The sequence below is a fragment of the Celeribacter baekdonensis genome (assembly GCF_003047105.1).
GTDB lineage: Bacteria > Pseudomonadota > Alphaproteobacteria > Rhodobacterales > Rhodobacteraceae > Celeribacter > Celeribacter baekdonensis_B.
The window spans coordinates 1838612-1851885 of the sequence record NZ_CP028475.1 but is presented as its reverse complement, the minus strand read 5'-3'; the positions used below and the strand labels follow the sequence as shown (position 1 = coordinate 1851885).

The following is a 13274-nucleotide window of genomic DNA, read 5'->3' as shown; positions in this document are numbered from 1 at the left end:
TAAGAGGCCCCAAGGGGCCTCTTTTGATCTTATGCAATCGGTTTTAGCCCGCGCATCATCTCGCGCACCACTTCGGGTAGTGACGTGTCCGCGCCTTCCGGGGCGGCGTCCAGTGCGCAGGTGACATCTTTGACCAAGATCCCCACCGTATTGTCCGGCTCAAATCCGTGTTTGGCAAATTCGATCTGATCAAAGCGGGAGGTAAACCAATTTTGCCCTGTCGCGGTTTCGATCAGCCCCAAAAGCTTACCCCGATCCACGCCGGTTTGATCGGCCCAGTCCAGCACCAACCGGGACATCGCGGTGTGTGAGGCGCAGAGCAGGTTGTTCAACACCTTCGTTTGCATCCCGTCGCCAAAACCGCCCATGTGGTGAATGTTTTGCCCCATCGCCTTGAACAGAGGCATCAACGCAGTCACATCGGCCTCTTGCCCGCCGATCATAAAGGCCAACGTGCCTTCGCGCGCACCCACCTCGGCCCCCGACATCGGTGCATCGACAAGTGCGATATGGGCGGGCACACGGGCGCGTAAGTCGCGCACATAGTTGGGCGATAACGTTGAACAAATCACCACAGTTTTCAAATGCGGCGCGCGGCCGACAAAGCCTTGGGCGCCAAACAAAACCTCGTCGGTCTGGTCCGCGTCGCGCACCACTGTGAGCAAGGTCTCAAGCTCCGCGGCAAAGGTGGTCTCATCTGAGGTGACGGGCAAGGTGGGGAAATCGCTCTCGGGGCGAATGTCAAATCCCTCCACCTCAATCCCCGCGGCGCGCATGTTGGCTAACATGCCACGGCCCATCCGGCCCACGCCAGCAATGCCGATTTTCGTCATACAAAATCCTCCCTAAGTTGCGGAAAGGATGACGGGGCTTAGGGGCTTTGAAAAGCAAAACCTAGGGGTCTTTTGTCCGAAAATATCCCGGGGGTCTGCGGGGGCTGGCCCCCGCAAAACACATCAATGCGCGAAATCGCTTTCCTCGACAAACATGTTCGCCCAGGCACGATCAATCAAATCGGGAGTCATCTGATAAGGGATACCCTCGAATTCGCAGATCGAAATGATCTGATCAATCAAAAAGGTCGGCTGGTAGTTGGCGTAGATATTGTCGATGGTTGGATATTTGTTTTTCAACAGATAGAGCAAAGAAGCCTCATCCAGGGGCATCTTTTTCTTACGCGCGACCATGGCGAAGATTTTGAGAAAGCCCGCCTGATCCGGCCCGTCGATTTTAATCTTATAGAAAATCCGGCGCAACGCGGCGGTATCGAAGATTTTGTTCGGATGGAAGTTGGTCGAGAAAATCACCAAAGTGTCGAACGGCACCTCGAATTTTTCACCCGATTGCAGCGCCAGAATATCTTTGTTTTCTTCCAGCGGCACAATCCAGCGGTTGACCAGTTTTTGCGGCGGTTCCTCTTGGCGACCAAGGTCGTCGACGATGAAAATCCCGCCGGTGGATTTGAGCTGAAGCGGCGCTTGGTAGGTGCGCGCGGTCGGGTTGTAGACCAGATCCAACATATCGAGCGACAGTTCGCCGCCAGTGATCACCGAAGGCCGTTCACAGCGCACGTAGCGGCGATCAAAGCGGTTGGCGGTGCGACGCAGAGAGGTGGCATCATCCTCGGCCTCCTCACGTTTCACATGCATCAAGGGGTCATAGACGGTGATGACCGAGCCGTTATATTCAATTGCGCGCGGCACATAAATCAGATCGCCAAGCGCGTCGCGAATGCCGTTTGAAATCGAGGATTTCCCGTTGCCCGGAGGTCCGTACATCAGGATCGAACGTCCCGCGCCCACCGCTGGCCCGAGCTGATCCAATAGCATCGGCGGCAAGATCAAATGCCCCATCGCCCCCAAAAGCGCGTCCCGCGTGACCTTCATATTTCGGACCGATTGGCGTTTGACCTGTGCGGCATAGACCTCAAGCGGGATCGGCATTGCGCCGTAATATTCGGATTGCGACAGCGCATCCAAAGCACGCGCCTTGCCGGTGTCTGAGAGGCGAAACCCCATCTCAGATCCCGCGCCCGCGTGCAATGTGCCCGTGGCTTCGATCAAGCCCTGTTCGCGCGCGGTGTCGACCAAAATCTGGGTCACGGAGACCGGCAGAGCCAAGGCAGAGGCCAAGCGAGACACTTGTTCGAGGTTGGTGCGGAACATGGTTTTCAACACAATGTCGCGCATCATCACCGGAGACAGGCCAGTGTCACTGACCTGACGCGGGGCGGGCGGGGCGATCACATTGGGCGTGGTTTCCATGTTCATCTGATGCTCTGATCCCTCGGTCGTACTGGATGACCCCGTTGGGTGGGGTTCGGGTGTTTGTTTGGATAACTGTACGAATCCTCACGCCCAAAAGCCAACATTTTCACGCACGCGCCCTGACTGGCCTTTGCATTTCGAGTGTTTGGCCATAACCTTTCGCAAAAATGAATGAGGCAGGCCCGATGACGAAGATTTCCCCGCTAAAATACGCGGCATTTCTCACGATTTTGATCCTTATTTTTGGCGGCGTCGGGCTTGCCAAAGGCGGACTTTACATCGGGCGGCACGAAGGCGACACGGCGCATATGATCGAGATCGTGTTGCGGATGCTCCAAGGCCAAGTGCCGCATCTTGATTTTTCAACGCCGATCGGGATTTTCGCCTTTTTGCCTGCCGTCGGCTTTGCCAACGCGGGTCTCGGGCTGGGTCAGGCCTTTATTGCAGGGCAGGTTTTGGTTGCTGTGCTTTTGGCCCCAATGGTGGTTCGCGTCGCCGTCTCGCGGCTCTCTGGTCTGGCGGCTTGGGGCTTTGGCTTTGTGACCGTGAGTATGATCTTGTCCTTGGTGCATGGCGAAAATATCACCGCGCTTTCGGTGTCGATGTATTACAACCGCTGGGCTTGGGCTGCGGCGTTTATTGCCATTCTTTTGGCCGCTTTGCCGCCGCGTGAGGACGCGCGGGCCCCGGGGATGGACGGGGTGCTGGACGGGATGATTGTGGGCGCAATGTTGGCGGCTTTGGCGCTTTTGAAACCCACGTATTTCGTTGCTTTCGTTGCGCCGATTGCGATCGCCTTTGTCCTGCGCGGCGCGTGGCGCAGCCTTTGGATTGGGGTGCTCACCGGGGCGGTGATCGCGGCCCTGATGGTGGCGGTTTACGGCGTTGATTTCTTTCCGGCCTATGTGAGTGATTTGTTGTCAGTGACCCGCTCAGACACCCGTGCGGCCCCCGGCGCGCCACTGATGGAGGTGATCAATGGGCCGCGCTTTATGATCGCTACTTTGACGCTGATCCTATCGGTGATCGTGCTCCGGCAAGCCGGGCAAGACCGGGCCGGATTGGTGTTGTTTCTACTGGCGCCGGGCTTTGTCTATGTCACCTATCAGAACTTTGGAAATGATCCGAAATGGTTGATGTTGCTGGCCATTTATCTCTTGGCGCTGCGCCCTGAGGCAGGTCGGCGGGTGGTGTTTAATGCCGATGCCCGCAACGCCGTGGCAGGGCTCGCTTTGGTTGCCTTCGCGCTGATCACACCGTCGTTTCAGAACATCGTCACCAGCCCGTTTCGCCATCTCGCCACCAAGGCCCTGGACTACGCACCACAGTTTAAAACCCGCCCTGAGCTGCGCGATGTTTTTGTCAAAACCCAACGCACGGCGACGGTTTTGGGACGGGTGGTTTTGGTCGATGATTTGCCGCAACTCGCGCCTTATGTGGTCGAAGATGACCTGTTCAAACCAGTGACGTTTTTGGGCGAAACCTTGCCGCGCTGCACCCTGCAATCGGGGGATGTGGCGATGCATAGCTATATGGCGGATCGGTTGAAACAGCCGCCGTTTAATTTCCCCAAAGACAGCCAGTTTTTTGTCGCGGATATCGCGTCGGGCATTTGGATTTTGGGCGGGTTTGAGCCACTTAGAGGTGGGGCGCCTTGGTATTATTCGGGCACGCCGGGGATTGAGAATGCCGACGCCATCATCGTGCCGACCTGTCCGTTGGATACCGAAATTGAACGCAATGCTTTGGCGGCGCTTGAGAATGCGGGGCTGGTGCTGCGTGCGCCGCTGCGTGACGATACGATGTTGGTCTATCGGATTGTGAAGTGAGGGTTGGCTTAGCGAAAGCCCGCAAGTGCCAGATAGCAGATCATCGTGCCCGCAAGCGCCAATCCCATCGGGAATTTCTTGTGTTGCCACGACACCCAATCCGGGGTGGCGCGGCGTACAACGGGCATCGCGCGCAAGGTCCGATGGGCCAAAAACGCGCCCAACAGGAATGCCGCAAACAGCGACAGAACCAACGTGGCATCCGCGAGCGGGATGAACATCGACATGGCGGCGGCAAATTTACCGTCGCCTGCGCCAACGCCGAGATAGGCAAAGGCCAACATGCCAACGAAATACATCACGCCTGCATGAGCGAAGCCCCAAAGATACTGTTCAAACGGCAAAACAAAGGGGCCGATAGCGACAAAAATCAGGCCCAAAGCCACAACCACAGGGTTGGGCAATTTCATCCGCTTCAAATCATTGAAAGCGGCGATGAAAGACACAAGGGCGACCGGCAGCAAAAACCAAAGCGCAGCCGAGGCGGGCAGGGTGATCATCACGCGTTCTTTAGAGGTTTGAGACGTTGGATTCGAGGGCGCGCAGGCTGCGCACCGCAGCTTCGAAATGCTGCGGGTGGGTGTCGATGGCCTCTTTGATCAAGCCTTTGCCGATGGTCACATCGCCCGCTTTCACGGCCGCAAGACCGAGGGTGTAAAGCAACTGCGCCCGCTCAACTTGCGTGGCCTCCATCACGGGCAAATCGTATTTGCCCTGTGCCCCACGCGCGAGGATCAGGTTGTTTTTGGCGGTGAACAGCGAAGGATCATAGGTGATCGCCTGCGCAAAGAGTTTTTCGGCCTCTTTGTAATCACCACGGGTCAGTTTCGAATAACCCCAGTTGTTCAAAACGCCAGAGGGTTTTGTGGTCAGGCCAACGGCGGTCTGATAGAAACTGTCGGCGTTTTTCCATTCCTGGTTGCTGTCGGCCACCATCGCTTCGAGGCGGTAGCGTTTGTAGGTTTCATGGGTCGGCGGCACGCTATCAAGCTGTGTTTCGGCGCCTTTCCAATCCCCGGTGCGGATCAGCGCATCGGCATAATCCACGCGGTCATCCAAGGTGGCGTCTTCATGGTTGAGCACAGCTTTCCAGGCCTTGACGGCAGCGTCGTTTTGACCTGCGCGGACAAAAGACATGGCCAAGCCGCGCTGAAGATCAATCCGGTCTGGATTTTCGTTTGAGGCACGCATGAAATAGGACACGGCCTCATTCGGGTCGGCCGCATTTAGCATGATGTCAGACAGTCCGGTGCCGTCGATTGCGTTGACTGAGGTGTCGGCGCGCCGCACATCGCCGCCAAAGGGTTTTTGACAGGCCGAAAGGGCCAGCGTGCTCGCAACAGCGAATGTGATCACGCAAATTTTGCGACTGGAAAGACTGGTCATGGTGCCTGCCACCTCTTTTTAACTGCTCTGCTCGCGTCTTGTCGGTTTTTATCAGGCTGGTCCGTTTTCGGATCTCAGGCCCACCGTTCAGCGCGCAAGGATAAGATACTCTCCTGTCCCACGTCGCACCAAGACGAAATCGCTCTCATCCTCAGGAATATACGCAGGATTTTCCAATTTTGCGAGCGCCAAGCGCAAATTATCGCGAATTTCGGCAGATTGGCCACTGTCGAGCGCATAGGCGGTGCGAAACACCCGCTCGGCTTCGCCATATTGGCCGGTCTCCATCAACACGACGCCAAGGTTGTTCCAGGCGGGCACAAAGTCATCTTCGATCTTGATGGCTTTGCGCAGATCGCTTTCGGCTTGTCCCAAACGTCCCAGTCGCAGCTTGGCGGAGCCGATGGCGGAGAGTGTGTCGACGGTCATGCCTTGGTGGGCGGCAGCGCGGTAATAGGCCTTGAGCGCCAGCTCATATTCGCCCGCCGCCATCAAGCGATGCCCGACCAAAAGCCCGTCAACCGACGCCTCAGAGGGGTTGACGCCGACCGGGGCATAGGGCCCCGCATCTTTCAAAGGTTTCAGGCCGCCGGTGTCACAAGCAGACAGCGTGGCGGCCAGAAGGGCGAGGGTCAGCGCGGCGCCCATTGGACGAAGAGGGCGACGCGAAAAGCGGTGAGACATGGTGTCCCTTGTCGGTTGCGGCGGCTTTATGGTGAGATCAGAATTTGGTCTCGTTGAGCAGCGTGTAGATGTCATAGACCGACGGGCCGATCAAAATGATCAACAGCGGCGGCACGGTCAACATCATTGTGGCAAGGGTCATCTTGGTAGGCAACTTGTTTGCGGTCTCTTCGGCGCGCATCACGCGTTTATCGCGCATTTCGCCCGCATAAATTCGTAGCGCATCGGCGATCGAGGTGCCGAATTGTTGCGACTGGATCAAAACGGTGACGAAAGAGGCCACATCGGCCACGCCACAGCGTTCGGCCATGTCTTTGAGCACCACTCCTTTGTCTTTACCGGCCTTGATTTCATAGGACACGATTTCAAATTCATCGGCCAAAGCAGGGAAGCCAGAGCGGATTTCACGCGCCACCCGGATGATGGATTGGTCAAGTGATTGCCCCGCTTCGACGCAGACCAACATCAAATCAAGCGCGTCGGGAAAGCCGTTGATGATTTCCTCTTTGCGCGCTTCGATCCGGCGCGTGACCCAATATTTTGGCGCCATATAGCCGACACAGGCTGGCAAAAGCACGGTCAGGATCAGGGATTTCGGCGTCATGTCCTGTTGGGTGGATTTGAGCATGGCGTAAAGCACACCAAAGGCCAAAGCACCCAGACCAAGAGCAAATTGCGAGAAGTGAAAAATGCGCACAGCGTTTTTGGAGCGGTAGCCCGCCTGGATCATCTTCAGTTGGGCGGCGGAATATTCTTCCTCGTTTTGCGGCTCAAGAAAGGCGGAGTATTTGGCCAGAGAAGCGCCTTTGCTGTTGTCGGTGCGCAGCTTTGCGGCCTTTTTGCCACCATTGGGTTTGGCCGCCTCCGATTGCGCGCGCAGGCGATCCATCGGGTCGTTCTTTTTCTTCAAAAGCGTTGGCAGGGCGATCAAAATCAGGACGGCGCCTAACGTGCCGATCAGGATCAAAGGGCCGAAAGGGCCAAGTTGATCGCCGAGGATGGATGTGAAAATCTGTTGCATGATCTGTGTCCTGTCCGTTTCAAACCTTGATGTTCACAAGGGAACGCATGACGAAAAGATTGGCGATGAGAAAACCTGCGACGACCAGACAGGCCGGGATAAAGACTGCGGTGTCTTTAACGGTGTCAAAGTAGGTGGGTTTGGTCACAGAGATCAGAATGAGCGCACCGACCGGGAAGGCTGACAAAAAGTTGCCCGACCATTTCGCTTCGGCGGTGATCGCTTTCACCCGGCGGAACAGTTTGAAGCGCGAGCGGATCACCTTTGAGAGGCCTTCAAGCACTTCGGCCAAGTTGCCGCCCGATTGCTGTTGGATGGCCACGGCCACGGCCAAAAAGCGCAAATCCTGCATGTCGAGCCGTTCGGCCATATCTTTGAGTGCTTCGCCAACGTCGCGACCATAGGCGGACTCATCGGCGATCACGCCCATTTCCGTGCCCAAAGGATCGGGGACCTCTTTGGCGACAATCGTCAAGGCATTGGAAAACGGGTGCCCCACACGCAAGGATCGCACCATCAATTCGACCGCATCGGGCAGTTGCTCTTCGATCATGGCAAGGCGCTTTTTGGCTTTGCCCTGAATCCACACGAATACGCCACCGACCCCCATGGCAAACGACACGCCCACGCGGATTGGGGCGGAGGTCGCGGTGCCGATCGAGAGACCGACAAAGGCGACCATGGCCAAAAAGCCCATGAGCATGATCAGCTGCGGTGGCGAAAAGGCAATGTTGGCCTTTTGGGCCTTTTCGGCCAGGATCGAATAGAGCGGGATTTGCCGTGACTGAAGATGTTGCCCCATCTCTTTGCGCAGCTGATTGAGCACAGCTTCACGGTCGCCCGTACCTTTTTCCAAAAGTTCAAAGCGGCGGTTCACTTTGGAGTTCAGCGAAATGGATTTGCCGAACACCGTAAGATAAATCCCCTCGACCAAAAGGAGCACGGCGATGAAAATGACGCCGTAAATGAGCGGTTCTATGGACAGGACCATGGTGTCAAACTCCTATATTAGCGGGGGTTGTGGGTTCGAAAATGGAATGCGGCAGGTCATAGCCCCACATGCGGAAGCGTTCGGAAAAGTGGCTGCGCACGCCGGTTGCGGTGAAGTGACCAATGATTTTATTGTCGGGCGTCAGGCCAGTGCGTTGAAAACGAAACACTTCCTGCATGGAAATCACATCGCCCTCCATCCCGGTGATCTCGGTGATCGAGACCATGCGGCGCGAACCATCTTGCAGACGCGAGGCCTGTACGATGAGGTTCACAGCCGAGGAAATTTGCGACCGCACCGCTTTCAGCGGCATTTCGATCCCGGCCATGGCGATCATGTTTTCCAGACGCGACACGCCATCACGCGCCGAGTTGGCGTGGATCGTGGTCATAGACCCGTCGTGGCCGGTGTTCATGGCTTGGAGCATGTCGATCACCTCTTCACCACGGGTTTCCCCGACGATGATCCGGTCCGGCCGCATCCGCAGTGCGTTGCGCAAACAGTCGCGCTGGGTCACCGCCCCCTTGCCCTCGACGTTCGCGGGGCGGCTTTCCATCCGACCCACATGGGTCTGTTGCAATTGAAGTTCGGCGGTGTCTTCGATCGTCAGGATGCGTTCGTCATTGTCGATGAATGAGGACAGCGCATTGAGCGTGGTGGTTTTCCCCGACCCCGTACCGCCCGACACGATGACGTTGAGACGGGTCGAGACGGCAGCCTGAAGATAGGCGGCCATTTCTTCGGTAAAGGCGCCAAAGCGGACCAGATCGTCAATCGCCAGTTTTTCTTTTTTGAACTTACGAATGGAGACAAGCGAACCATCCACGGCCACAGGGGGCACCATGGCGTTGAAACGTGAGCCATCTGCGAGACGGGCGTCAACGTAAGGGTTGGATTCATCGACCCGACGGCCCACGGCGGAGACGATTTTGTCGATGATCCGCAACAGGTGCTTTTCGTCTTTGAACGTGATGTCCGACAGCATCAGCTTGCCGTTGCGTTCGACGAAAATTTGTTGTGGGCCGTTGACCAGAATATCGTTGACCGTGTCGTCTTTCAAAAGCGTTTCAAGCGGGCCAAGGCCGCGCACCTCGTCATAGAGGTCTTGGTTGAGCGTCAGGCGTTCGTCGCGGTTCAGAACCAAGCCTTGATCCGCCAAAAATTCCGCAGTGATTTCAGATATTTCCGCCCGAAGTTCCTTTTCACCCGCGCTCTCCAGCGCACCCAAGTTGAGGTCTTCCAACAGACGCTTGTGCATCTCGACCTTGATGTCGCTCAGGCGTTCCTTGCGGCGACGTTCCTTGTCCTGGGGCACGACCTGTGCCGCTTGGGTGGATTCGCGGCGCAACGACTTGGGGGCTGCGGCCTCTTTCGGCGCAGGCGCAGCAGAGGCCGGAGCGGACGCTTTGGCGACACTCGGTTGAGCCGCCGATTTTGCAACCGGTTCGGCCTTTTGGGTCTCGGACTTTTTGTATCTCGAAAACATCTGTTCGTTCCTCAAGGCCCCGGCGGGGCGTTTTTATTCCGCAGCTTCAAGCTGTTCGGTTTGATGCGCGTGAATGGACGCGGCAAGTTTTTGGATCTCTTTGCGCAGTGGGTTTTTGGTGGCTTCAATGCCCAAAGGCAGGCCCTGATCACAGGAATCGCGCACTGGGCGGCCGCCATCGGGGAATTGCACATCTACCGAAATCTCAAGGTTTTCCGCCATGCGTTTGGTCCGCGCTTTGGCCGACAAATCCATGGCTTTGGGCGCACGGTTGAGCAGGAAACGCAGCTTTTCAAACGGCAATTCTTCGGCGCGCAAAGCGGTGCGCAGGCGCAAAATGTTTTGGGCTGAACGCAGGTCCAACTCAAAGGGCGCAAAGTAAAAATCGGCGGTGTTGAGCACGGTTTCGGTCCAGCTCACCAGCACCGTTGGCATGTCGATCACGACATAATCAAACAGGGCGCGCGCTTTGGTCAAAAGCCGTTCCACATCCTGCGCCTCAATGAAATCAAGCGGCAGGATTTCCGGCGGGGCGGTCAGAACAGACAGTTTGTCGTTGAAATTCATCAACGCGCCTTTGAACGCATCGTCATCCATAATGTCGGTGGAGGACAAAAGCTCATACACGGCTTCGCGGCGCGGCAGGTCGAGATAGGTCGAAACCGAGCCGTATTGCAGGTTGAAATCCATCAACAGCACACGTGGTTGCGGGCCTTTCTTTTCGACATTGGCCAGTTCCCACGCCAAATTGACGGCAATGGTTGTGGCGCCCGCACCACCGGCCACGGATTGCACCGGTAAGACGATGCCATTGGCACCTTTGGGCGCGCTGGCGGCGGGGCCAGTGGCGTCAATAAAGTCGACGGCTGCGACCTTGCGCGGGGCATCAAGGCGAAGGATGGCATCGTGAAGCGCATTTTCCGGGAGCGGGTAGGGGATGAAATCTTCGGCCCCCAATTGAAGCAATTGGTGCAACGCCATCGGCGAGACTTCATCGGCGATCAAAATGACTTTAACGCCTTGAATTTTCGCTGATTTAATCATGTCAGCGATCATGGCCAACAAGCCTTCGTCTTCTTGATCAAGGGCGATGGCGACAAATTTTAACCCGCCGCTTTCCGGCTGGCGAAAGAACTGTCTGGCATCCTCAAACGAAAGATCGCCCCAGGATTCCCCCAGTTCGCTTTCCATGTCCTCGATCAAAAGATCGAAATTTTGCACGTCCCGGCTGACGGTACAGGCCACAAGCGGGGCCGGGTCGGTGTGCAATGCAGTTTCACTCGTCATTGCTCTTACGCGTCCTTTTGTAGAACGCCAGCGTCACATGAGACGAGATCTTTCAAACGAAAAGCCCGGCTCTGATCCTCTGGCGCGTATGCCCGACTCGTTTGTCGGACAGACTGCTCCCATTGAGGATAAGATGCCGGGCAACTGGGGCAACAATAGGGCCGAAATCGCGTAATAATTCGCTAATTCGGGACGATGCCGCCCGTTGTTACTGACCTGGGTTGATTTCGCGTGCGCCGAAGTCGACCAATTCGGACGGTGCTGTGGCGCTTTCGATATATTCGCGGTGAATGATCTCGGCGTAGCGGCTGTCCATAACCAGTTTTGCGTTTTCCACAAAACCAGAGACTTCGGTGACGGTACGGCGGTTTTTACGCTCTGGGTCTTGCGTCACAATCAGCGGTTGGGTTTCACCATAAGACACCATCGCCTCAAGGCGCGACCGCGAAATGCCGTTGCGTGCAAGTTCCGAAACCACGGCCTTGGCGCGTCTGAGGCCCAAGGATTTGTTGTAGCTGTCAGAGCCAACAAGATCAGTGTGGCCATAAACCCGGAAGCGCACTTCGGGGAATTGCGCCATATACTGTGCTTGTTTGCGGATCGCGTCCCGCGCCACACCGTCCAAAATCGCCGAGTTGAATTCGAAATTGACGGTTGTCGGCACTTCGGCCGCAAAGCGTTCATTCAAATCAATCACATAGCTGAGTTGCCCGGTTTGAACGAGCGTGTTGTTCATCGTCGAATTGCCAAAGGTGCCGTTGTCCACGTAGCCACCGGCTTCCTGATACCAAGACGAAAAGACTTTTTGGTCGGTACAGGCGCCAAAGGCGAGAAGGGCAGACCCCGCGAGTGTCAGTTTTACAGAGGACCGCATGTTCTTACTCCATCACATAGCCGTAGGACCCGGAGAAGTCCTGTTTAGCCACTTCAGCGGCTGCGCCGGATTTCGGGGCAGAGGTGCCGCCAAATGTTTTGCCAAACAAGAACAAGTCGCTTTCGGTCGGGATTTTGACCCGATCTGTCGGCAGCGCGAGCGCCATGCTGTTGACGGGGGTGACAAGATGGGCGGTGACGATGATCACCAATTCGGATTGACGACGCGAATAGTCGGTCGAGCGGAACAGCGCGCCCAAAACCGGGATGTCGCCCAACCATGGCACCTGACCGACGAGATCTTCGAAATCGTCTTGCAACAGGCCAGCGATGGCAAAGCTTTGACCGTCGCGCAGCTCAACCGTTGTTGAGGTTTCGCGACGTTTGAAGGAGTTGAGGGTGAAGCCATCGACCGAATAGTTGACGGTGGAGTCGACACCGGACACGGCTGCGCGCATTTCAAGGTTGATCTGGTCGCCATTGACCACCCGCGGGATGAATTCAAGTTCGACGCCGAAGGGTTTGTAGTCGATGTAGATGCCGTCATTGTCCGACACAGGGATCGGATATTCGCCACCGGCCAAGAATTTCGCCTGTTGACCCGAAAGCGCGGTCAGGTTTGGTTCGGCCAAAGTGCGCACGACACCTTTTTCTTCCATCGCTTCCAAGAGGATCGACAATTCGGTGCCACCAATAGAGCCGCCGATGGTCATTGCGCCCAGCGTGCCTTCTTTGACAGAGACGGCACCGTTCTCTGTGATGTTGGTTGGGGTGTTGTCCGCACTCAGCCAAGTGCCCGTGCTGCTGCCGATGTTGGGGCCGATGGAATTGATCGAAGCGGAGAGGTTTTTCGACACGGAGCGCGACATTTCGGCAAAGCGCACTTTCAACATCACCTGTTGGGTGCCGCCGATGTTCATCAGGTTGGACACGCGGCCCGGCGCATAGCGTTCGGCCAGCTCAACAGCGCGTTCCATCATCGTCACCGAAGTGATCACACCGGAAAGCACAATGCCGTCATTGGCGGTGCGCACTTCGATCTTTTCATTCGGCATGATCTGACGCAGGCGCTCTTTGAATTCGGTGACATCGGGGGTCACCTGAATTTGGACGTTGGTGATCAGCGAACCGTTCGGGGCCAAAAGCGTCATTGTGGTCAACCCCGGAGACCGTCCCAGAACATAGATCGAGCGATCCGAGAGGGTCGAAATATCCGCGATCTCAGCGTTTGCCACAGAAATCTCTGCGAAAGGTTCGTCACTTTCAACCACCACCGCGCGGTTCATCGGGACGTTAAGAACGCCCGAGGGAGAGCCGGTCATGACACGAAGTTTGTCTGCAAAAGCCCCTTGGGGGATTGCGCCGATAACAGCACACCCTAAAAGGGCTGCCTTGAACATATTCAACATTTTCATGTGATCCTGCCTCTGTCGACCACGCCTCAATATCG

At 56.5% G+C, this 13274-nt stretch carries 12 protein-coding genes; 1 reads left to right on the top strand and 11 read right to left on the bottom strand.

Features of this window, described 5'->3' with window-relative positions; all coding sequences use genetic code 11:
• Positions 1-29 precede the first annotated feature (29 nt).
• Positions 30-833, bottom strand: coding sequence for an NAD(P)-dependent oxidoreductase (locus DA792_RS12610; protein WP_107720241.1), 804 nt, complete (start codon positions 831-833; stop codon positions 30-32).
• A 123-nt stretch (positions 834-956) separates the two neighbouring features.
• Entirely contained in the window at positions 957-2270 is a 1314-nt protein-coding gene (locus DA792_RS12605) for an ATPase (RefSeq protein WP_107720240.1), read from the bottom strand.
• Between the two features lie 182 nt (positions 2271-2452).
• Here DA792_RS12605 and DA792_RS12600 point away from each other — a divergent pair, with 182 nt between their 5' ends.
• Positions 2453-4096 (top strand): hypothetical protein, encoded by a 1644-nt coding sequence (locus DA792_RS12600; protein WP_107720239.1) that lies wholly within the window; start codon positions 2453-2455, stop codon positions 4094-4096.
• Positions 4097-4104: 8 nt separating this feature from the next.
• On the opposite strand, the gene DA792_RS12595 is transcribed toward DA792_RS12600, so the two are convergent.
• The 9 genes from DA792_RS12595 to DA792_RS12555 form a co-directional block, all read right to left on the bottom strand.
• Positions 4105-4596 carry an A24 family peptidase gene (locus DA792_RS12595; RefSeq protein WP_107720238.1) on the bottom strand — a complete coding sequence of 164 codons (492 nt, stop codon included), beginning with the start codon at positions 4594-4596 and terminating at the stop codon, positions 4105-4107.
• A 10-nt stretch (positions 4597-4606) separates the two neighbouring features.
• Entirely contained in the window at positions 4607-5482 is an 876-nt protein-coding gene (locus DA792_RS12590) for a tetratricopeptide repeat protein (protein WP_107720237.1), read from the bottom strand.
• Positions 5483-5569: 87 nt separating this feature from the next.
• Positions 5570-6166: a tetratricopeptide repeat protein gene (locus tag DA792_RS12585; protein WP_107720236.1), complete on the bottom strand. Its 597-nt coding sequence runs from the start codon at positions 6164-6166 to the stop codon at positions 5570-5572.
• A 37-nt stretch (positions 6167-6203) separates the two neighbouring features.
• The gene (locus tag DA792_RS12580; RefSeq protein WP_107720235.1) at positions 6204-7187 is read right to left on the bottom strand and encodes a type II secretion system F family protein; all 984 of its coding nucleotides are present in this window, start codon (positions 7185-7187) and stop codon (positions 6204-6206) included.
• A gap of 19 nt (positions 7188-7206) precedes the next feature.
• Positions 7207-8178 carry a type II secretion system F family protein gene (locus DA792_RS12575; RefSeq protein ID WP_199908059.1) on the bottom strand — a complete coding sequence of 324 codons (972 nt, stop codon included), beginning with the start codon at positions 8176-8178 and terminating at the stop codon, positions 7207-7209.
• Positions 8179-8182: 4 nt separating this feature from the next.
• Entirely contained in the window at positions 8183-9664 is a 1482-nt protein-coding gene (locus tag DA792_RS12570; protein ID WP_107720234.1) for a CpaF family protein, read from the bottom strand.
• A 33-nt stretch (positions 9665-9697) separates the two neighbouring features.
• Positions 9698-10951, bottom strand: a complete 1254-nt coding sequence (locus DA792_RS12565) for an AAA family ATPase (RefSeq protein ID WP_107720233.1) — start codon at positions 10949-10951, stop codon at positions 9698-9700.
• 208 nt (positions 10952-11159) lie between these two features.
• Positions 11160-11825, bottom strand: a complete 666-nt coding sequence (locus tag DA792_RS12560; protein ID WP_107720232.1) for an OmpA family protein — start codon at positions 11823-11825, stop codon at positions 11160-11162.
• Between the two features lie 4 nt (positions 11826-11829).
• Positions 11830-13239: a type II and III secretion system protein family protein gene (locus DA792_RS12555; RefSeq protein ID WP_107720231.1), complete on the bottom strand. Its 1410-nt coding sequence runs from the start codon at positions 13237-13239 to the stop codon at positions 11830-11832.
• Between the last annotated feature and the right edge of the window lie 35 nt (positions 13240-13274).